Origin of the sequence: Mesorhizobium dulcispinae, assembly GCF_033977345.1 — a bacterium.
Classification (GTDB): Bacteria; Pseudomonadota; Alphaproteobacteria; order Rhizobiales; family Rhizobiaceae; genus Mesorhizobium; species Mesorhizobium dulcispinae.
In genome coordinates this window covers 53,120-73,974 of the sequence record NZ_JAVIIY010000020.1, presented here as the reverse complement: position 1 = coordinate 73,974, position 20,855 = coordinate 53,120, and the positions used below count along the sequence as shown (strand labels likewise).

At 63.4% G+C, this 20,855-nt stretch carries 18 protein-coding genes; 8 read left to right on the top strand and 10 right to left on the bottom strand.

From position 1 onward, the window contains the following. Positions 1-413 precede the first annotated feature (413 nt). The 7 genes from RFN30_RS28490 to RFN30_RS28460 form a co-directional block, all read right to left on the bottom strand. Positions 414-1,538: a DUF2333 family protein gene (locus tag RFN30_RS28490; RefSeq protein WP_320265388.1), complete on the bottom strand. Its 1,125-nt coding sequence runs from the start codon at positions 1,536-1,538 to the stop codon at positions 414-416. Between the two features lie 15 nt (positions 1,539-1,553). Further along, positions 1,554-2,852 carry a DUF6638 family protein gene (locus tag RFN30_RS28485; protein WP_320265387.1) on the bottom strand — a complete coding sequence of 433 codons (1,299 nt, stop codon included), beginning with the start codon at positions 2,850-2,852 and terminating at the stop codon, positions 1,554-1,556. Positions 2,853-2,919: 67 nt separating this feature from the next. After that, positions 2,920-3,330 (bottom strand): endonuclease domain-containing protein, encoded by a 411-nt coding sequence (locus RFN30_RS28480; RefSeq protein WP_320265386.1) that lies wholly within the window; start codon positions 3,328-3,330, stop codon positions 2,920-2,922. A 60-nt stretch (positions 3,331-3,390) separates the two neighbouring features. Next, positions 3,391-5,301 (bottom strand): AAA family ATPase, encoded by a 1,911-nt coding sequence (locus tag RFN30_RS28475; RefSeq protein WP_320265385.1) that lies wholly within the window; start codon positions 5,299-5,301, stop codon positions 3,391-3,393. A gap of 22 nt (positions 5,302-5,323) precedes the next feature. Then, positions 5,324-6,469, bottom strand: a complete 1,146-nt coding sequence (locus tag RFN30_RS28470; RefSeq protein ID WP_320265384.1) for a hypothetical protein — start codon at positions 6,467-6,469, stop codon at positions 5,324-5,326. Positions 6,470-6,500: 31 nt separating this feature from the next. After that, complete coding sequence (locus RFN30_RS28465; protein WP_320265383.1) at positions 6,501-7,589, bottom strand: hypothetical protein; 1,089 nt, start codon at positions 7,587-7,589, stop codon at positions 6,501-6,503. Positions 7,590-7,938: 349 nt separating this feature from the next. Then, positions 7,939-8,550 carry a thymidine kinase gene (locus RFN30_RS28460; RefSeq protein WP_320265382.1) on the bottom strand — a complete coding sequence of 204 codons (612 nt, stop codon included), beginning with the start codon at positions 8,548-8,550 and terminating at the stop codon, positions 7,939-7,941. Positions 8,551-8,637: 87 nt separating this feature from the next. Here RFN30_RS28460 and RFN30_RS28455 point away from each other — a divergent pair, with 87 nt between their 5' ends. From RFN30_RS28455 to RFN30_RS28435, 5 genes are all read left to right on the top strand, one after another. Then, on the top strand, positions 8,638-8,781 hold the full coding sequence (locus tag RFN30_RS28455) for a hypothetical protein (protein ID WP_320265381.1): 144 nt from the start codon (positions 8,638-8,640) through the stop codon (positions 8,779-8,781). Then, positions 8,781-9,716 (top strand): choline ABC transporter substrate-binding protein, encoded by a 936-nt coding sequence (locus tag RFN30_RS28450; protein ID WP_320265380.1) that lies wholly within the window; start codon positions 8,781-8,783, stop codon positions 9,714-9,716. Before RFN30_RS28455 ends, RFN30_RS28450 begins: the two co-directional genes overlap by 1 nt. Before the next feature lie 222 nt (positions 9,717-9,938). Beyond that, entirely contained in the window at positions 9,939-10,793 is an 855-nt protein-coding gene (gene choW, locus RFN30_RS28445; protein WP_320265379.1) for a choline ABC transporter permease subunit, read from the top strand. Further along, the gene (choV, locus tag RFN30_RS28440) at positions 10,790-11,971 is read left to right on the top strand and encodes a choline ABC transporter ATP-binding protein (RefSeq protein ID WP_320265378.1); all 1,182 of its coding nucleotides are present in this window, start codon (positions 10,790-10,792) and stop codon (positions 11,969-11,971) included. The genes choW and choV overlap by 4 nt, the downstream gene beginning before the upstream one ends. Before the next feature lie 108 nt (positions 11,972-12,079). Further along, a complete protein-coding gene (locus tag RFN30_RS28435; RefSeq protein ID WP_320265377.1) occupies positions 12,080-13,117 on the top strand; it encodes an MBL fold metallo-hydrolase in 1,038 nt (345 codons plus the stop codon). Positions 13,118-13,129: 12 nt separating this feature from the next. Here RFN30_RS28435 and RFN30_RS28430 read toward each other — a convergent pair whose 3' ends face one another. After that, complete coding sequence (locus tag RFN30_RS28430) at positions 13,130-15,193, bottom strand: transcriptional regulator (protein ID WP_320265376.1); 2,064 nt, start codon at positions 15,191-15,193, stop codon at positions 13,130-13,132. Positions 15,194-15,364: 171 nt separating this feature from the next. Between RFN30_RS28430 and RFN30_RS28425 the strand changes: the two genes are divergently transcribed. Together RFN30_RS28425 and RFN30_RS28420 are read left to right on the top strand one after the other, a co-directional pair. Continuing rightward, positions 15,365-16,450: a PLP-dependent cysteine synthase family protein gene (locus RFN30_RS28425; protein WP_320265375.1), complete on the top strand. Its 1,086-nt coding sequence runs from the start codon at positions 15,365-15,367 to the stop codon at positions 16,448-16,450. A 97-nt stretch (positions 16,451-16,547) separates the two neighbouring features. Further along, on the top strand, positions 16,548-18,029 hold the full coding sequence (locus RFN30_RS28420) for a pyridoxal phosphate-dependent decarboxylase family protein (RefSeq protein WP_320265374.1): 1,482 nt from the start codon (positions 16,548-16,550) through the stop codon (positions 18,027-18,029). A gap of 23 nt (positions 18,030-18,052) precedes the next feature. Here the strand turns inward: RFN30_RS28420 and RFN30_RS28415 are convergent, their stop codons facing one another. Further along, positions 18,053-20,026, bottom strand: a complete 1,974-nt coding sequence (locus RFN30_RS28415) for a BTAD domain-containing putative transcriptional regulator (RefSeq protein WP_320265373.1) — start codon at positions 20,024-20,026, stop codon at positions 18,053-18,055. A gap of 170 nt (positions 20,027-20,196) precedes the next feature. On the opposite strand from RFN30_RS28415, the gene RFN30_RS28410 reads away from it, so the two are divergent. After that, complete coding sequence (locus RFN30_RS28410; RefSeq protein ID WP_320265372.1) at positions 20,197-20,421, top strand: hypothetical protein; 225 nt, start codon at positions 20,197-20,199, stop codon at positions 20,419-20,421. 20 nt (positions 20,422-20,441) lie between these two features. On the opposite strand, the gene RFN30_RS28405 is transcribed toward RFN30_RS28410, so the two are convergent. Beyond that, positions 20,442-20,810, bottom strand: a complete 369-nt coding sequence (locus RFN30_RS28405) for a YciI family protein (protein ID WP_320265371.1) — start codon at positions 20,808-20,810, stop codon at positions 20,442-20,444. Positions 20,811-20,855 lie beyond the last annotated feature (45 nt).

Below are 20,855 nucleotides of genomic sequence, written 5' to 3'. Positions count from 1 at the left end.
GCAGCAGATGCTCGTTGGGGATGCCGATCTTGGCGCCGATCTCCTGGATCGGTTTCTTCTTGGCTGCACGCGCGATCTCGATGTCGGACTTCACTTCGGCCATGACGGCTTTCCTCTGGAATAGGCGGTGGAGGGGAGGGGTTCGATTGGTGCATGCTCGAAACGCCGCCCGGACGCAAGGGCATGTTCTAACCCTGTCGCTGTCACGGCGTCAACTTTCATGCAACTATGTTTCCTGCGAAGAAAGAGTTGCTGTTCCCGATCGACCTTTCCAGCGTCTTCGGCGCCCGGTCGTTGCGCCGTATAGAAGCCAGAGCGGGTGTCGCTCCGCCGTCTCAAAACAGCCGCGCAATGCACGGAATGCGACAGAGGCGACGGCGCAAATCCGCCAGCGCCCGGCGCTGCCGGCAGCGTTATTGGCTGAGCACGTTGCTGATTTCGACCATGTTGGAGCGCACACGCAGGATATAGAAGCCCATGGTCGTCAGGTGCGTCGGCAGGAGCCAGCCGTCCTCACGGCCGTTGGCGATGATGAAAGGCTGGATGCGCAGCGCCGAGACGAACTGCGCGTCCATCGTGTCCCACAGGTTCTGCAGGTGCTTTTCCTTGATCACGTCATCGAAATCGGCCTGAGCGCCCTTCATCAGGCCGTAATAGCCGTAGAGCTGGCCGTATGCGAACCAGAAGCGGTCGTCGGCGCGGAAGTCGAACCAGCCGTCATTGTGGTTCTCGGCTCGCTCCTTGAGGATCGCCGAGGTCGAGCCGATGTCGGAAGAGATGCGGTCGATGTACTGCTTCAGATTGTCGGCACGGGCATCGAACGTCGCCTGGCAGGTAGCAAGGCGAGCATTGAAGGAGCGCAGCTTGCGTACCGCGTCGCGGTAATAGCTCGGCGTCGGGGTCTTCGGGCCGAACGGGTTGAGGCCGAAATACCAGGTCTCCTCGTCGAACTGCAGATTGCCGCGCGCATCCTGCAGGTCGGAGTCGATCTGCGAAGTCGTGCGCACGCGCCCAAGATTGTCGGCAAGCTCGGTCGCGGTGCGGCGCACCGCCTGGTTGATGCCGCGCTGGAAGGACGCCTTGTTGTCCATCCAGGGCGTGTGGTCCCAGTCGATGCCGAACAGGCCGAGCTTGTAGAGGATCATCGACGAGATCCAGGCGTTCTGATTGACGTTGAAGTCGGTCAGGTCAGCAGCCACCTGGGCGATCGCCGAGTTGCCACAAGTCTTGGCGGTGTCGGTGCCGGCTCCGGCCGAGACCTGCTCGCCGGCCGAAACGTTGCGCGTCTCGAAGGTGTATTTGTCGGGATAGTTCGGGTCGAAATTGTTCCACCACTGGGTGGCATAGAAGAAGTTGGCGTAAAGGCCGATCAGCACCAGAAGGGCAAGGCCCACCACCGCCTTCAGGATCCAGCCGCGCTGCCCGTACCAGCGACCGACCCACATGAACGGCCACAGAATAATGCCGACGACGAAGCCGATGCCGCGGCCGATCCACTGGAAGATCTGGGTGAAGAAAGTCACGATCGGATCAAGCATGGCTCTCGTCACCCCTCAATCAGTCAAGCCGTAAAGGCGCGCGCGGAGCGCCACCTTGTCTTTCAAATATGTGGTTTTCAGAACGTCCACAACATGCGATCGCCAGGCGTCGCTGAAGCCGTCGAAGTCCTTGTAGAAGCCCGGTTTGTTGAAGACGTAGCGCGAGACGAAGTCCTGCGGCACGAAATCCGAGATCAGCTGGTTGGTGAGCCAGGCATCGGGATGATCGGGCCTGGCACGCACGACCAGGAAGCGCTGGCGCGGCGGCACATCTTCCAGCTTCAGGTGGCCGAACTGGGCGATCTCGCGCTTGGCGGCGTTGAGGAACGGGAAGTTGCCGTCGCTGGCGATCAGGTCGGCATGGCCGTGGATCCAGGTCTGCAGCCAGACCTTGTCGACGTCCGTCAGGTTGCGGTTGGGCTCGGCATCGCGGATCAGCGCCCGCACCACCATCTCGGCGCGATGCTCGAGATAGCCCGAAGCCTCGATCCACGAGGCACGCGGCAGGTCGAGACGGCCGGTGGCGGCGAGGAAGCGGAACACCTTGTCGGCGTCGTTGATCGACAGATAGCTCACCTGCCAAGGCCGCGAGCGGCGGAAACCCGGCGCTGCCGGATCGGAGATCACCGTCGTCATGTCGGGGTCGACGAAGACGTAGAGCCCGCCGAAATGGCTGGTCCAGTAGGCGTTGTGGCGGAAGATCACCTGGTCGGGCACCAGCGCGTTCTCGCGGATATCGCCGCAGACCTTGGCGAGATCGACCATGCGTTCAAGCATGGCGTCGTCGCGCCAGGCGTCGGGCTCCTGCTTCAGCCGGTCGACCAGCTTGCCGAGCTCGGCCGCCTTGCCCAGCACGTCCTCGGCCGACAGCACCTTGAACTCAACCTGGTTGATCGACAGCAGGTCCTCGATGTCGTTGACCTTGGGGACGGAGTCCTCGATCTCGCCGTAGATGACGTCCTTGATGGTCAGCGCGTCGACGGCGCGCTGGTTCCTGGACATGAACTCGAACATCAGCTGCGAGGTGTTGGAGAAGGCGGTGTGGACCACCGGCAGGTCGATCTGCGACGGCGTCAGGATGATGAAGCGGCGGTTGACCTCGTTGGGATCGAGATAATCGTAGTCGCCGCACTCCTCCGCGACCTCGGGCGAGAAGCCGGTGCGGTCGATCTGGAAGCTCTTCAACTTGGTGGGCTCCAGCCCGAAGGCGACCAGCGCCTTGTTGTAGCGCTGGATGAGATGCGGCTCGTCGACGGCGAGCAGCCTGCCGTAGATCAGCTCATTGTCTCGAAGGAGGTCGGGTTTCTTCTTCACCTATCCTTCTCCCCGTTTACGGGGAGAAGGTGCCCGCAGGGCGGATGAGGGGCAGCGCCGACGCTCATCATCCTTGTTCCGATCTTGCGGCCGGCAGAAATCTCGCATCGATGCCAATCATCTTTCGATCCAGCCGGCCATCCAACGCTGCAACAATCGTATCCAGCACGCTCGAAAGGCTTGTCAAAACATCCACGTGCCAAATCCTCAACACCGACCAGCCATTCCTATTCATCGTTTCATCCCTGTATCGATCCCAAGATCGACCTACGTGCTGGCTCCCATCGACTTCCACGACCAGATTGGCTTCACGGCAGGCGAAGTCAGCGAAATAGGGGCCAATCGGTAGTTGACGAACAAACTTGTGGCCGTTCAATCGTCGTCCACGCAGCTCATGCCACAGCCTTTCCTCCGCATCGTTTTCGACCTTCCGCAACTCACGAGCTCTCGCTACCTTCGGCTCATTTCTCCCACGCATGGCGCTGCCCCTCATCCGCCCTTCGGGCACCTTCTCCCCGTGAACGGGGAGAAGGAAGAATCACGCATTCCACAAACCCTTCTTCTTCAACTCCTCCATCTCGCGCGCGGCGCGTTCGCGCAGCCGCGCATCGCGCAGGAGCTTCTCCACCGCCGCGTCGTCGGACTTGTCGGAATAGCGGAATTCGGAATCGGCGTAGCGGTTTATCTCCTGCATGACCATGTCCATCGAAAACGGCCCGCGCAGTTCCTCGATCATCGCCTTCTTGTCGTCGTAGCTCTTGTGCATGAAGGCTTCCGGCTTCTCGAACCACTCGTCCGGCAGCTCGATGTCCATGGCGCGCATCTTGATGGCGTCGGTGACGTTCTTGATGGCGCGGCCGGTGAAGCGCGGCTCGGCGTCCTTGATCATGTGCAGATAGGTGCCGATGTCGGCCATGGTCTTTGGCGCGCCGTTCTCCTTCATGTAGCGCTCATAGACCTTCATCAGCCCGTCTTCCTGCGGCTTCTCGTGCTCCTCATAGGCCTCGGCCACGGCACGCTGGATCTCCTGCGCCGCATAGAGCTCGTGCTCGCCGAGCGGGATCTTGTGGTTCTTGCCGGCGAGCAGCACGAAGATGTCGATGTAGTCGTCGCGGGTCTGCGGGCCGTCGACCAGCCAGCGAGCACCGGCGCGCTGGCGCAGCGCATCATCGACATTCTCGGGATAGTTGGAAAACATGCCGAAAGCGCAGCTGCCGCGCACCACCGTGGAAGCGCCGGCGAAGGCATCCATCAAGACGCCGGTGATTTCCTGCTGGCCGGCCGATGCGCGGTCGTCGGAGCGGCGCGCCGCCACCTGGTCGATGTCGTCGATGGTGCCGAAACCGATGGCGCGCGGATTGAGCACGTTGTTGATGAACTGGCGGCAGTTCTGTCCTGACTTGCCCTGATAGGACGAGATCTGGTCGACGCCGAAATTCTCATAAGCGAAAGGATAGCCCGCGACCTGGCAATAACCGTTGAGGAGGCCGGCGATCATCTGGATCAGCGTCGTCTTGCCGGTTCCGGGCGCGCCGTCGCCGATGAACGTGAACAGGAAGCCGCCGAGCTCGACGAAGGGGTTCAGCTCGCGCTCGAAGTCGTAGGCCATCAGCATCTTGGCCAGCCTGACCGACTGGAATTTGGCGATGTGGTTGCCGACGACCTCTTCCGGTTTCTTGAAGGTCATCACCAGCGGCTTCGAGCGCTTGCCGGGCGCGACATCGAAGCCGTCGAGGATGAAGTCGTCGACGTCGATGCGGATATGCGCGTTCTCGAACGGGCCGATGCCGTCGAAGCGGCCTTTTCGCGCCAGCAGCCCGTCGATGGCGACGCGGGCAAACGCGCGCGCCCGCGTCATCAGGTCGGCATCGTCCTTCGAGCCGGCAATCGCCTTGTCGAGCCCGGCCACGATCGACTTCACCGCGTCCTGCGGCGTGTCGAACAGGAAGTCGGGCTCGGGGATGTCGTTCGGCGCCTCGCCGTCGCTGTCGATCAGCTGGAACAGGTAGGAAGCGAAGCTGAAGGCCGAAACATAGGCCGATGCCGACAAAAGCTTCTTGAATGTCGCGGCCTCGTCGCCTTCGAGCGGCGCGCGTGCATTCTTGGCCTGCAGGCTTTCGAGGTCGGAACCCTCGGCGAAGACGTCCGAAATGGCCAGCGCGATCGCCAGGCCGCGCCGCGCGCGGAACAAAAGCATATGCTGGGGAATGGTCATCAACTGGTCGTCGGGGTGGACGGCCGCGACCGTCTTCGTGAGCTCGACCTCGCGCGTACGGCGCACCGAGCCGACCGAGACGGTCGAAACGAAGCGGCGGTTGGTGCCGGCGAGCGCGGTGCCGGATTCGCGCGACGGATCCTCCAGCACGACGATGCGGGTGATGAAGCTCTGCGCGGTGGTGCGGTGCTTTTCGATTGCCGCTTCCGAGATCGTGGTCAGCCCGGTGTCCATGAAGGATGCTCCGCGGTTGAAATCAGACGTCGCTGATGACCCGTCCGTTGGACAGGATGTGGACCTTGTAGCCGGAAAAGATCTTCTGCGCCTCGCCGGCAGCGTAGAGCGCCTGGTAGGCCTCGTGCGGGATCAGCGCGTGGTTCTCGTAGCTCGAGACGCCCTGGCGCGCAGCTTCGAGGTCGTCGGTATTGATGAAGAATTCCTGCGTCGTCTTCTCGCTGGAGAACAGGCCCTTGCGCCCGGGTTTTTCGGACTTGGAAAAGACTTCCTGGATGGTCCAGGTGAGCAGCCAGGCATTCTCCGGCTTGCGTACCTTGCCGAGTACCTCGGTCACAGTCGAATTGTTCTCTGTGATGCCGGCCGAATAAAAAGGGCCGAGCACGACACGGCGGAGCTGCTTGGGGTGCAGCGGCTCGAAATCCTTGTCGAGATTGACCGCGATGGTCGCCGGCGAGAGCGTGTAGGCCGAATTCTTCTCGGTGAAATCGTCGAAGCGGTGGGCAAGCTCGGGGTTGAGCAAGCCGTCGACGGGGAGCGGAATGTCGACCCGCTCATTGAGCTTGCCGTTGGCGTCGACGAGCTGGCGCACCATGCTCTCGGAAGAGTCCTCGACCGTGACCATATAGACCAGCGGCAGGTTGGCGCTGCCGTCGAATGCGGCCCAGTGGACGAGATAGTAAGGCCGCATGGTCTTCGGATTGACCGAGACTTTGGCCGTCTGCGCCAGGATAAAGGGACCGAAGGTCGCCTCGCTCTTGACGTCCTCCAGATAGAGCCGCTCGGCCATCGACTTCTGCAGTGCGGCGGGAAATTCCTTATGCCGCAGGATGAAGTCGGCCATCTCCTCGCGCAACTCGCCGGCCTGGGGAATATTGGCCAAGCGGCTGTCTGCCTGGCGGCGGTCGTTCTCCAGCTCCAGCAGGTTCTGGAAGACAGGATAGCCGCTGTCGGCGCGCGAAATGCGGAACGTATCCATGAAACCCAGCCGGTTGCGCCAGCAGGCGAAGGACTTGTCTAGCCGGGCGATGTATTCGGCGACGATCCTGGCGACGATGCCATGCCGGTAGAGCGGCGAGCGGTCGTCGCGCATGAACACTTCCAGCCCGCTCAGCGCCGCGGTGATGGCGGAGAAGTAACGCGCCGCAGCGTCGTTTTCGGGAGTCATGGCATTGCCCTGAAGAATGCCGGCACGCCGCCTACTGCTGCACGTAGTTGGCGGAATTGTGCTTCTTCATCACCTCGTCGAAGCGACGGGCGAAGGCGTCGTCGGCAAGCTTCTTGCGGCGCTGGATGTCGGCGCTGGCCACCATGTTCTTCTCGTGCATTTCGAGCAGATCGCCGATGTGCTTCTGCGAGGCGGCGCCGATGCCGGCCATCGTTTCCTCCGCCGTGTTGTCGACCTGGCTGCCCAGCGTGTTGATCTTGTGGGCGACGTCCTGCTGGGCGGCGGTCTTCAGCGAGTCTTCCAAAGCCTTGTAGAGAACGATGCGCTGCTCGGTGTCGATGGTCAGCTTGTTGATCAGCGTCGACTGCGCGGCGATCTGGTTGTTGAGGGAATCGACAAATGTCTGGAACATCGAGGTGTAGCGTTCCAGCGTCTGGCTTTCGGCCAGAAGCTCCTGCTCCTTGGCCTGTTTCTCGTTGTATTCCGTCGCCATCTTCGAACGCTCGCCCTCGAGCTGGGTGCGCTCCTTCTGGCTGGTCGAGGCGGCGATCTTGTTCTCGATGTCGAGCAGCATCGGATTGAGCTCCTCGATGCGCTTCTGCACCGCCTCGAGGTTGGCCATGGTCGTCTTGCGGCGCTCGATCACCTGCGACAGGCTGGTTTCCGAGGTCTTATAACGCTGATCGAGGATCTGCTTCTGGGCTTTGAGGATGCCGACGATGGTGTCGGACTTCGCCAGCAGCTCCTGCAGATTGCCCGCCAGCGACATGTTGCGCACGCGGTCGGTGCGCATGCGCTGCTTGCGCTGCTCGGAGAAGACACCGACGAAGTTCTCCCAGCCGGTGTAATTCTTCATACTCTCGAATTCGGCGCCGAAGACATTGGTGGCGTCCTCCAGCCCGATGATCAGGTCGGCGATGTTGCCTTCCATCACTTTCTGCTGCTTCAGCACGTCCTCGATGCGGGCGTTCTCGATGTCGAAATTGGCGTCGCCGATCTTCTTGTCGGCCTGGGCGAGCGTGTCGAGCACGGTGCCGGACTGCTCGATCTTGGTGCGCATGTCCTGCACGACCTGCTTGGTCTTGGCAATTTCGGCATCGAAATTCTGCAACGTCGCCATAGGGGCCTCCCGCTTCGGCATCCAGTTTCGTGTCGCACGTGGCGGCGAATATATGTGGGGCCTCAAGGGATTGAAAGAAGGAAGACAAGGAGATGCGCTAAAACAAAAGAATTGGTTAGGCCCTTGAAAGACAAGGCAAGCATGCCAATCGCGCGAGTAGTGCGTCTCGCCTTCAAACAGCTTTAGCTGATATGCCTTAAGTTCTTGTTTTTGCAAACGGCCAGCCGGGCGGAACAGCGTCGGCAATACATTTGCGCAGAAACCCGGCAAATCATCGGATGGTCAGCGGGCCACTCGCACCGGGCTAGGTGAAAAACCGGCTTCGCAGGCGCTGCTCAGGCTCTCCGCCTCAGTTGCGGGCAAAGCCGATGAAGTCGTCGGGCGCGGCCCGGCCCATCTCCTCTTCCCAGTGCCGGCGGCAGAGCGAGACATAGACGTCCTTGCCGATCGCCACCTGCTCGCCCTGCTTCGCCACCTTGCCGTCGGGACCAAGACGCACGACCATCGTCGCCTTGCGGCCGCAGCGGCAGATGGTGCGCACCTCGCGCAGGTCGTCGGCGATGGCAAGCAGGGCGCGCGAGCCGGAAAACAGCTTGCCCTGGAAATCGGTGCGCAGACCGTAGCACATGACGGGGATGTTCAGCCGGTCGGCGATGCGGGCGAGCTGCCAGACCTGCTCCTCCTCGAGGAACTGCGCTTCATCGACGAAGATGCAATGCACGGTGGTATGCTCGTGATGCTCGGCGACCCGGGCATAGAGGTCGTCGCCGTCGCGGAACATCTCGGCCTCGGCCTCCAGCCCGATGCGCGACGAGATCAGTCCCGTGTCGCCCTTGCGGTAATGGCCGGCGACGAACAGCATCGTCGTCATGCCGCGTTCGCGATAATTGTAGGACGCCTGCAGGAGCATCGTCGTCTTGCCGGCATTCATCGTTGCGTAGTTGAAGTAGAGCTTGGCCATATGGGTCTTTAAGCTCAATTGCCGTGGCGCAGGGAGGGGGCGCTGGCTCCTTCCACCAAAAAAGCGGTCGCGCCGGAAAGGCTCGACATGTCGCTGAATGGCCAGTGCGCGCCGTTCATCGTGATGTGGCGCCGCTTGAAACCACTTCAAAATGGTGTTTGGCTGACGAAACAAGGCGGTCACAAGAACCGTGACTTCGAGCCGCCTCGAATTGCAATGGGAGAAAGTTAATGTCGCGTATGAAATCCTTCGTCGCCGGCCTCGGCCTGGCGGCGCTTCTGTCTACGACCGCCGCCTATGCCGGCGACCCGGCGAGCTGCAAGGCCGTGCGTCTGTCCGATGTCGGCTGGACCGACATCCAGGCAACCACGGGGCTGGCCTCGGTGCTGCTCACCGCGCTCGGCTACGAACCGCAGGTGATCCAGCTTTCGGTGCCGGTGACCTATGCGTCGCTGAAGAACAAGGACCTCGACGTCTTCCTCGGCAACTGGATGCCGTCGATGACCAATGACATCAAGGATTACACCGCCGACGGCTCGGTCGAGACGGTAAGCACCAACCTGACCGGGGCCGGCTACGGCATCGTCGTGCCGACCTATGTCGCCGATGCAGGCGTCAAGACGCTGACCGATCTCGGCAAGTTCAAGGACAAGTTCAACGGCAAGATCTACGGCATCGAGGCCGGCAATGACGGCAACCGCATCATCCTCGACATGATCAAGAACCCGGCCGACAACCTCGCCGGCTTCGAGCTGGTCGAGTCCTCGGAGGCCGGCATGCTGACGCAAGCCGAGCAGTCGATGAAGAACAACGAATGGATCGCCTTCCTCGGCTGGACCCCGCATCCGGTTATGGGCGCCATGAAGATCACCTATCTCGAGGGCATGGGCGACAGCGGCTTCGGCGCGGCTACCGTCTACACAAATGTGCGCAAGGGCTACACCACCGAATGCCCGAACGCCGGCAAGTTCATCTCCAACCTGAAGTTCAATCTCGACATGGAAGGCGAGATGATGGACGCGATCCTCAAGGGCGGCGACGCCCAGACGGTCGCCACCGACTGGCTGAAGAAGCATCCGGACGCGATCGCGCCCTGGATCGCCGGCGTGACCACCTTCGACGGCGGCGATGCCGCGGCGGCCGTCAAGACCGCTCTCGGGAGCTGAGCCGGCTTGAGCCCGGTATGATCTCCGGAAAGGGGCAGCCACTGGAAAAGGCTGCCCTTTTTCTTAAAGCGCGCCGCGCTGAAACGAGTTCAAGCGACGCGCTTTAAGTCTTTGTTTTTTCGCATGTCGTTTTCCCAAAACCGCCGCACACTTTTGGGCGACATGCACTAAGCTGTGAGAGATGATCGCTCGATAAGGACGGCGAGGTCAAAGAGGGGAAAGATGGATCCGATCTCGAAATTTCTGGTCGCCTACAAGATTCCCATAGGTCCGTGGGGCAAGGCCTTCTTCAGTTTCCTCACCGACAATTTCGATACGCTTTTCAGGGCGTTCTCCAACGGCCTTAACTTCATCCTCGACGGGGCGGTGGACCTGCTGCTGATGGTGCCGTCGGTGCTGCTGGCGCTTGTAATTGCTGTCATCGCCTGGTTCCTGCAGCGCTCGCGGCCGCTTGCCGTCGGCGTCTTCCTCGGCCTTATCTTCATCATCAACCAGAACCTGTGGAAGCAGACCGTGGAGACTCTGGTGCTGGTGGTTGCCGCCGCCGCCGCCTCGATGGCTATCGGCGTTCCGCTCGGCATCTGGGCCGCGCACAAGCCGAAGGTCTACCGCTTCATGCTGCCGGTGCTCGACCTGATGCAGACTCTGCCCACCTTCGTCTACCTGATCCCGGTGCTGACGCTGTTCGGGCTTGGCAACGCCCCCGGCCTCATCGTCACCATCATCTTCGTCATTCCGACCCCGGTTCGTCTCACGCATCTCGGCGTCACCTCAGTGCCGAAATCGATCGTCGAGGCAGGCGAGGCGTTCGGCGCCACCAAAAGACAACTTCTCTGGAAGGTCGAGCTACCTTCAGCCTTGCCCACCATTATGGCGGGGCTGACGCAGTCGATCATGCTGTCGCTGTCGATGGTGGTGTTCGCGGCCCTGATCGGAGCCGGCGGCCTCGGCACTGAAATCAACCGCGCGCTCGGCTCGCGCCGGATCGACCTCGGGCTCGAGGCCGGCCTTGGCATCGTCGTGCTTGCCATCGTGCTCGACCGGATGACGCGTATTGGCGTTGGAGGCAACAAATGACCATCGCCGTCGATTTCAAGAATGTCGATATCGTCTTCGGTGCCGATCAGGCCGGGTCGCTGGCGCTGATCGACCAGGGTGCAACCCGCGCCGAGATCCTCGAAAAGACCGGCAATGTGCTGGGCTGCGCCGGCGCCAACCTCACCGTGTATGAGGGCGAAATCTCGGTGCTGATGGGCCTTTCGGGCTCTGGCAAGTCGACGCTGCTCAGAGCCGTAAACCGGCTCAACATCGTGTCGCGCGGCCAGGTGCTGGTCAAGGACGGCGACCGCACCGTCGATGTCGTCACCTGCGACGAGGCGACCTTGCGGCGGCTGCGGCAGAAGCAGGTGGCCATGGTGTTCCAGCAGTTCGGCCTGCTGCCGTGGCGCACCGTGGAGGAGAATGTCGGCTTCGGCCTCGAGCTTGCCGGCGTGCCGGAGGCCGAGCGCCAGGTGCGGGTGCAAAAGCAGCTCCAGCTCGTCCATCTCGACCAGTGGTCGAAGAAATACGCGCACGAGCTTTCGGGCGGCATGCAGCAGCGCGTGGGCCTCGCCCGGGCCTTCGCCACCGAGGCGCCGATCCTTTTGATGGACGAGCCGTTCTCGGCACTCGATCCGCTGATCCGCACCAAGCTGCAGGACGAGTTGCTGCAACTGCAGGCGGCGCTGAAGAAGACCATCATCTTCGTCAGCCACGACCTCGAGGAGGCGCTGAAGATCGGCAGCCGCATCACGATCATGGAAGGCGGGCACATCGTCCAGACCGGCGCGCCGGAAGACATCGTGCTTCGCCCTGCCAATGATTACGTCCGCGACTTCATCGCCAATGTGAATCCGCTGTCGGTGCTGACGGCGTGGAACGTGATGCGCGACCGCCGCGATCTCGAACAGGGCGAGAACGGCTGGGTGTGGCTCGACCGGCGCAAGACGACGCGCTTCAAAATCGACGAACACGGCCTGGTGGCGGCGGCCGAACGCCACGGCAAGCCGGCGGTGTGGGTGTCCTGCGCCGATGTCGAAAGCCAGCCGGAGGAGGGGGCACAGGTGTTCTGGGCCAATCCCGGCACGCCGCTGAAGACGGTGATGCTCGCCATGCACCGCTCGCAGACGGCGCCTGTGGCGCTGTTCGACGAAGGCTCGCGCTTCGTCGGCGCGATCGGCATACGTGACGTGCTGAGCGCGGTGCTCAGGCGATAGGAGTTCGGCCTTTAGACCAAGCATGAAGTGTTCGCTGGCGGGCACCTCATGCTTGTTTTAGACTTGGCTGGCAGCCGGGCAGGGCCGCTGGCGTATGGGGCCGATAAAATGATCTTCCGTCAGCTTTTCGATTCCGTTTCGGGCACCTATTCCTATCTGCTCGCCAGCCGGCGGGGCGGCGAGGCGCTGATCATCGATCCGGTGCTGGAGAAGGTCGAACGCTACCTGCAACTGGTCAACGAGCTCGACCTCAGACTGGTCAAGGCGGTGGACACGCATCTTCATGCCGACCACATCACCGGCCTCGGCGCGTTGCGCGACAGGACGCATTGTGTGACGGTGATGGGCGAGCAGACCAAGGCCGACGTCGTGTCGATGCGGCTTGCCGACGGCGACAAGCTCGCCATCGAAGGCCTGGCGCTCGACGTCATCTACACGCCCGGCCACACCGACGATTCCTACAGCTTCATCCTGCCGGACCGGGTCTTCACCGGCGACACGCTGCTCATTCGCGGCACCGGCCGCACCGACTTCCAGAACGGCGATCCGCGCCAGCAATATGAATCGATCTTCGGCCGCCTGCTCAAGCTTCCCGACGAGACGCTGATCTTCCCGGCGCACGACTACAAGGGCGAGACCGTGTCGACCATCGGCGAGGAAAAGGCTTTCAACCCGCGCCTGCAGGTGAAATCGGTCGACGAGTATGTCGACATCATGAACAATCTGAAGCTGTCCAACCCGAAGATGATGGACGTCGCGGTGCCGGCCAACATGCGGGTCGGGCTGCACCAGGACGACATCGCCAGCCGGGGCTGGTCGGTGACCGCCGTGCAGGCGCTGGCGCTGGTCGGTCGGCCCGATGTGGCGCTGATCGACCTGCGCGAGCAATCGGAACGGGATCGCCACGGCGTCATTCCTGGCGCGATCCATCTGCCCTATGCGCGGCTGCAGGAAAACATCGCTCCTGGCGGTATGATGCATGAGCTGGCGAAATCGACCAGCAGACAGATACTGTTCTATTGCGCCTTCGGGGAGCGCTCGGCGATGGCCGTGCAGGCGGCGCAGGATGTCGGCATCTCGAGCGCCCGCCACATCCAGGGCGGCATCGATGCGTGGCGGAAGGCCGGCGGCCCGCTCGTGCACTGACGCAGACCAGGCTCAGTTCAACCCGATCAACTTCGCGCCCTTCCGGAACAGGGCTTCACCGTCCCGGTCGAAGCGGAAGGTGGCGATGAAATCGTCTGCGCGATAGTCAGGCCATGTCGTGCGGATCGCGGCGGCAAAATTCCGTGCCTCGTCCTGCCGGCCGGCCAGCGCCAGGCAATGCGCGGCGATCGCCAGGATGATGACATGGGCATTGGGCCTCGCTGCCGCCTTGAGCGCCCATTCGGAGGCCTCATTGTATTCGCCGAGCCGCGCATGCGCCATGGCGCGCGCGCCCATCATGCCGAACAGCAGCGGGTCGAAGGGACTGAGATGACGCGAGTGATCGGACGAGCCGATCGCCGATTGCGGATCACCCGACTGCGAGTGAACAAAGGACAGCGCATAGTGGCCGAGCGCGAAGTTCGGGCTGAGCTCGACGGCCTTTGCCAACTCGAGCAGCGAGCCGTCCTGCTCGCCGCGCAGCCATAATGCGCGGCCCATCGCCCAGTGCGCCGCCGGATTGCGGTCATCGACCAGAAGGCTGTGACCGGCGGTTTCGAAAGCCAATGCCGCCTCCCGGTCGCGATCGCCCCAGCGCTGGAAAGCGTTCTGCCAATGGGTGAAGGACAGGCCGGCATAAGCGCGGGCAAAAGTGGGGTCGAGCTTCAACGCCTCGCCGAAGAAATGCTGCGCCAGTTCGTTCTCCTGGCGGGTGAAGCGGTACATGTGCCAGAGGCCGCGATGATAGGCTTCCCAGGCATTCAGCGAATTGGGCGCCTTCAGCATCGCGCGGTTGCGCTCGACGGTCGCGATCTCGGCTGCGATCGAGGAGACGATGCTGTTGCCGATATCGTCGATGACGACAAAGATTTCGTCTGGCCTGTGCTCGAAGGTCTCGGCCCAGACGATCCTGGCGGTGCGGACCTCGACGAGCTCGACCGAGACGATGACCCTGCCCGAAAAGCTGCGGACCGAGCCTGTCGCCACATAGTCGACATTGAGCCTGCGCCCGGCATCCTCAGGCGCGATGTCCTTCTCGGCTAGCGCGAAGACAGATCCGCGGGCAATGACGAAGAAATCGCGAAGCTTGGCGAGGCGCGTTATGATGTCGTGGGTCAGGCCGTCGGCAAGCCCGCCGCGGAAATTGACGGTGCTTTCCGCAAACGGCATCACCGCCAGCGACGCCCGGCGCGACGCGGCGGGTTCGTCTTCGTCGGCAACGATAGGCGGTTGCGGGGCCACAGTCGGCACGGATCGGGCGCACGGCGTCGCGCTGGAATGGCGGGCTTTTATCTCCTGCCATGCTTCCCGCAAGGGAGCGACATCCAGCTCCTCGGAACGAAAGAGTTCCGCCGCGGTCGCAAGATGCTCCTCACCGGCGCCGATCTGTCCCCGCCGCGCAAGGTTTTCCAGCAACGCCACATGCGCGCGTCCGTCGAACGGCGCCAGTTCCAGCCATTTGTCCAGATAGGCCCCTGCCTCATCGGCGCCCTGCGGGAGAAGGGCGATGATGTGCTCCAGGACGGCGACATGGCATGCGCTGAAACGGCGGCGTTGCGCGGTCAGCCAGCTGGTGAAATGCGGGCTCCGATCGAGTTCCAGCCCGTCAAGGAAATCGCCGGCGAAGTGTGGCGCAAGCGCCCGAAGGCGCCCGAGGTCAAGCGTCTCGATCCCTTCGGCGACCGCAGCGGCGGCTTCGATGGCATCGACGTTCGTATCGGCAAGACGAAGCGCCACGGTGTCGCCTTCGGTCTCGACCCTGTGCTGGCCCGTTTCGTTGAGGGCGCTGCGGAGCTTGCTCAGGCACCAGCGCAGCTCGCCGCGCGGATCGTTCGGCACGTCCCACAGAAGCTCGCAGAGCCGGCTGCGGCTGACGGGATGCGGCGCGAGCGCCAGATAGGCAAGCAGTGCCCGAAGCTTGCGCGAGGAAGGCAACTTAACCGGCTCGCCGTCACGGGCAATCGTCAGTTGCCCAAGCAGTCGCACGGAGAGGCCGGCGGTGGTGTCGTGCAGGCTCGATCGGCCGGATTCCACGTATGTTCCCACGCTTTTTCCAACGCTCACCAGTTGGTCCATGTTCTATCACCAAAGACGACAGGAAGCATTCGGCAGCCCAATTCCCGCCCGGAATGCCGCCGTTGCCGCATTTGCGGCAGGTCAAGCAACCTAGCACGGCAAAGTGTCGAAGCTGCGCCGCCGAAGCCGCCGGTCTGTAACCGGTACGTGAGATAGCGAGGAGAAAAACCCATGCTGCAGCAGTTGAAGATCAGGACCACCGCCGGTCGCGGCCGGCTGTTCGACAGCATTCTGGACACGGTCGGCGACACGCCGGTCATCCGTATCAACAATCTCGGTCCGACCCATGCGACGATCTATGTGAAGGCCGAGTTCTTCAATCCGGCAGCCTCGGTGAAGGACCGGCTGGCGCTCAACATCATCGAGGAAGGCGAGCGCAGCGGCAAGCTCAAGCCGGGCCAGACCGTCGTCGAGGCGACCAGCGGCAACACCGGCATCGGCCTTGCCATGGTCTGCGCGCAGAAGGGCTATCCGCTGGTGGTGACGATGGCCGACAGCTTCTCCATCGAGCGCCGCAAGCTGATGCGCATGCTGGGCGCCAAGGTGGTGCTGACGCCACGCGCCCAGAAAGGCTTCGGCATGTACAAGAAGGCGGTGGAACTCGCCGAAGCCAATGGCTGGTTCCTCGCTCGCCAGTTCGAGACGGAAGCCAATGCCGCCATCCATGAGGCGACGACGGCGCGCGAGATCGTCAACGATTTCGCGGGCTCGCGGCTCGACGTGCTGGTCACCGGCTATGGCACGGGCGGCACCGTCGCCGGCGTCGGCCGGGTGCTGCGCCGCGAGCGGCCTGATGTCCGCATCGTGCTTGCCGAGCCTGCCAACGCGCAGCTGATCGGCAGCGGCAAGGGGCAGGAGCGCGGCGCGGGCGGCGCGCCGGCCGCCAGTCATCCGGCCTTCGAGCCGCATCCGATCCAGGGCTGGACGCCGGATTTCATCCCCAACGTGCTGCAGGAGGCGATCGACAAGCGCTACTATGACGAAGTGGTGCCGATCCCCGGTCCGGAAGGCATCAAATGGGCGAAGGCCCTGGCGCAGCAGGAAGGCATCTTCACCGGCATCTCAGGTGGCGCCACCTTCGCCGTGGCGCGGCAGATCGCCGGAACCGCCCCGGCCGGTTCGGTGATCCTGTGCATGCTGCCCGATACCGGCGAGCGCTACATGTCGACGCCGCTCTTCGACGGCATCGAGGCGGAGATGGACGCCGACGAGATGGCGCTGTCGCGCTCGACGCCAAGCTGCCAGTTCGATGCCTGAAGACAACGCGCGGCGCTGCTGTCCAGGCGGATGGTGGCGCCGCGACTGATTTCACATGTGACCCGAGAGCCGGCCCCATGCCTTGGGGGAGGAACCGATGGATACGCAGCAGGAAGTCATGGTCGCGGACGAAACTCTAGATCCATCGGACTGGGCCGATATGCAGGCCCTGTCGCACCGAATCGTCGATGACGCCATCGGCTATCTCCGGGATGTCCGGAACCGCCCGGTGTGGCGCGAGATGCCCGCCGAGGTCCGCGCCTTCTTTTCGGAGCCGTTGCCGCACGAGCCGGCGCCGATCGCCGATGTCTACGGCGACGTCGCCCGCAACGTGATGGCCTATCCGATGGGCAACATCCATCCGCGCTTCTGGTCCTGGTATATGGGCTCCAGTAATTTCACCGGCGCGCTCGGCGATTTCCTTGCGGCGATCCAGGGCTCCAACCTTGGCGGCGGCAACCACGCCGCCGGCCTGATGGACAGCCAGGTGGTCGACTGGTTGAAGGAGATGGTGGGCTTTCCGGCCTCGGCCAGCGGCACGCTGGTCAGCGGCGGCTCGATGGCCAACATCATCGGGCTGACCGTGGCGCGCAATGCCAAGGCAGGCGTCGATGTTCGCGAGAGGGGCGTCGGCGCCATCCCGAAGCCGCTGCGTTTCTACGCCTCGGACCAGATCCATTCCTGCCACCGCAAGGCGATGGAAGCGCTTGGCCTCGGCAACCGGGCACTGCGGCGTATCCCCACCGACGCCAATTTGCGCATCGACGTCGATGCGCTCAAGACGGCCATCGCTGAGGATCGCGCGGCGGGCTTCAAGCCGGCTTGCGTGATCGGCACCGCCGGCACCGTCAACACCGGCGCGGTCGACGACCTGCAGGCGCTGGCCGCGCTGGCGGCGGAAGAGGACCTTTGGTTCCATGTCGACGGCTGCATCGGCGCGCTGATCGCCATCGCGCCTGAAAACAGATCGCTTGTGGCCGGCATCGAGCAGGCGCATTCGATCGCCCTCGATCCGCACAAATGGCTGCATGCGCCATTCGAGGCCGGCTGCACGCTGGTTCGCGATGCGGAGGCGCATCGCGGCACCTTTGCCACCACGCTGGAATGCCTGCAATCGGCGCCGCGTGGGCTCCCTTCCGGGCAATGGCTGCACGACTACGGCCTGCAGACCTCACGCGGCTTTCGCGCGCTCAAGGTGTGGATGGCGCTGAAGGAGCATGGCGTCGAGAAGTTCGGTCGCCTGATCGACCAGAACATCGCGCAGGCCCGCTATCTCGCCGGCCTGATCGAGGCCGAACCGGCGCTCGAACTGACGGCGCCGACGACGATCAACATCGTCTGCTTCCGCCATCGTGGCGGTGGCCTGTCCGGCGAGCGGCTGAAGGCGTTCAACACCGAGATCATGATGAGGCTGCAGGAGGAGGGCATCGCAGCCGTCTCCGACACCACCGTGCACGGGCAGCATTGGCTGAGAGCCGCGATCACCAATCACCGCACGCGGCGCGACGATCTCGATCTCTTGGTGCGCGAGACGCTTCGCATCGGAAAGGAAATCGAGGCAGCTGCGTCACCGGCTTGAAAAGGCCCCGGCCAAGAGGTGTCTTATTCGGGCAGGCCGGCCAACCGCAGCGCCTCGAAATATTTGGCGAAATAGGCCGGCCTGATATGCCCGGCCACGTGTGTGAGGTTGGCAAGCGTCAGGTCGGGGTCGAGCGCCAGCGAGCGCGCGATATGCTTGCTCGCGGCATCCAGCCTGCCGGCCATGGCATTGCTGGCGGCCGCGACTCGCAGGCCGGTGAGATAATATGGCTGCGTGCGCGATGCCGCCTCTGCGAGTGGCCACGCGACGTCGTAGCGGCCGGCCACGAAATGGGCGAAGGCGGTGCAGGTCTGCATGAAGAAGGTCAGCGGATCGAGCGGGCTCAGCCGTCTTGCCCGCGACAGGTGCTCGATAGCGATGTCAGGATCGTCGTAGCAAGACTTGAGGTAGCCGCTGGCGCTCCAGGCGGTAGCGCAGTTCGGGTTCAACACGAGCGCGCGGTCGGCCAGTGCCGAGGCGGCCTCGTAGTCGCCGACGACATAGCCCAACGCCAGGCCGCCGAAGGCCAGCGCTACTGCGTCGTCCTGGCCGGAGATCGCGACGTTGCCGACCAGCCGGGAAACCTCGGCGGTCTCCTTCTGCCGATCAGTCATCCAGCGATTCGCCATCCGCCAGAAATAGCACCAGGCGGCAGCGCCCTCCGCTGCGGCAAAATCGGGGTCGAGCTCGATGGCCTTGTAAAATTGCGGCAGCGCTTCCTCCAGCCCCTCCCTCGTCCAGCGGTAAAGGCTCGCCATGCCGCGCAGATAGTGGTCGTAGGCGTCGAGGCTTTCGGTGGGCTTGCGCTTGGCGCGCGCCATCTCGGCCTGTTCGAGCCTCGGCGAAATCGCGCCGACAACGCTGGAGGCGACGAGGTCTTGCAGTTCAAACACCTCCGAGACGTCGCCTTCGAACCGGTCGGCCCACAGAGTCACCCCGGCCGCCGCCTCGACGAGCTGCCCTGCCACGCGCAGCCGGCTTCCGGCCCTGCGGACGCTACCCTCCAGGACGTAGCGTACCCCGAGTTCGCGTGCCACGCGCGTGACCTCGACCGCCTGGCCCTTGTAAGCGAAGGCGGAATTCCGCGCGATCACGAACAGCCAGTTCACATGCGACAGCGCCGTCGTGATCTCCTCGACGACGCCGTCGGTGAAATAGTCCTGCTCGGCGTCGCCGCTCATGTTCTGGAACGGCAGGACAGCGATCGACGGCTTTTCCGGCACCGAGACGGCCGGACGCGGCGCCTTCGTTTCCGGGGAGGACAGTTCGACCTCCGGCGGACTGCTGTCGGCGACCAGCGCCCGCGTCGCTTCCTCGGGCTCGACGCCAAGCTCGCGCTTCAGCGCTTCCCTGCAGGCCAGGAACTGGCGGAAGGCGTCGTTGGTCTTGCCGCGGCGGCGGAAGATGCGGATCAGGGCGCGGTGGGCCTGCTCGGCGCATGGGTCGAGCGTCACCAGACATTCGGCCAGCCTTTCGCAGGCCTGTTCTTCGCGCGAACCCAACTCGCGAAAGAGACTCAGCCGCTCGGCCAGATCCAGCGCCTTGCGGGCATAGTTCGCCCGAAGCGGCGCAAGCCACTCATCGATCTCGCCGGGGAATGACAGCCCGTCGAGGAGCTCACCCCGATAGAGGTCGGCGGCTGCCGCAAGGCTCATGCCGTCATCGGCCTGGCACTTCCGGTCGAAGACCCAGATGTCAGCCTCGTTGGCATTCGCCGCCAGCCAGATGGTATCGGCATTGCCTTCGATGCGGATGGCTTCGCCGCCGGTGGACGGAAACAACCGCCTAATGTCGACGAGAGCCTGGCGGAGGCTGTTGCGCGCCTGCTGCTCGCCGCTGCCGGCCCACAGCATCGCCGCCACCCTCTCGCGGCGAAGGCCCTTGGGACCGGCCAGAACGAGCGCGGCAAAGAGCAGCGACGTCTTGCGCGTCGCGAAATGCAGAGGTTGCCCGCCTGCGGAGACAACCTCGATGCCGCCAAGCAATCGGATGTGCACTCCAGCCCCCGTGAAAAAGCCCTGGACAGATTATCACGTCCCGCCGCCGACTTAACGGCGATTTAGCGCTCCTATCCGCGGTTTTTCTCGCGCTTTCACGCCTGGATGAACATTGGCAAAGCGCGCCGGTGGGACATTGCCCTCGTGAGTTCGAACGAGGGAGAATGACAATGACCTACATCAGCCTCAGGACCTTCCAGCCGACCTCTCGCTTCGTCGGCACGCTCGCCGCCAGTATCGCGATGATCTTCGCCGGGCTTCGGCGCCGGTTTCAGGACGCCATGCAGCGCAGGGCTTTGGCTGGTCTGTCGATACCGGAACTGAAGGATTTCGGCTATCCGGTCGATGAAGCCCCCGCCGATATCGCGGCTCGCGGCCGCCGCCCGCTGCGGTGAACCGGTCACTTTTCCTGGAATCAGGCCAGCTTCGCGCCCGGCAGATAAAGCATGATCGGCCGGATCTCGTAGACAGCGGTGGGATTGACGCGCCTGAGATCGCGCGCCACCGCTATCGCCTCGTCCTGGTTCGCGCAATCCAGCACATAGAGGCCGAGCAACTGCTCCTTGGTCTCGGCAAAGGGGCCGTCGATCACCATGCCGTCGCCCGGGCCGCGCAACGTGACGGCCTTCGCGGTATCTCCCAGCCTGGCCGCCGGGCCGAGCTTGCCGGCGCGGGTCAGCCTGTCGTTGATCTCGAGCAGATCTTTCATGAGGGCTGCATCCTCCTCGGGCGTCCAGGACTGGACGGTCTCTTCGACGTGATAGGCAAGGATCGCATAGAACATGGTTCGGTTTCCTCGTGCATGACCCAAAATCGGAATCGATTTTTG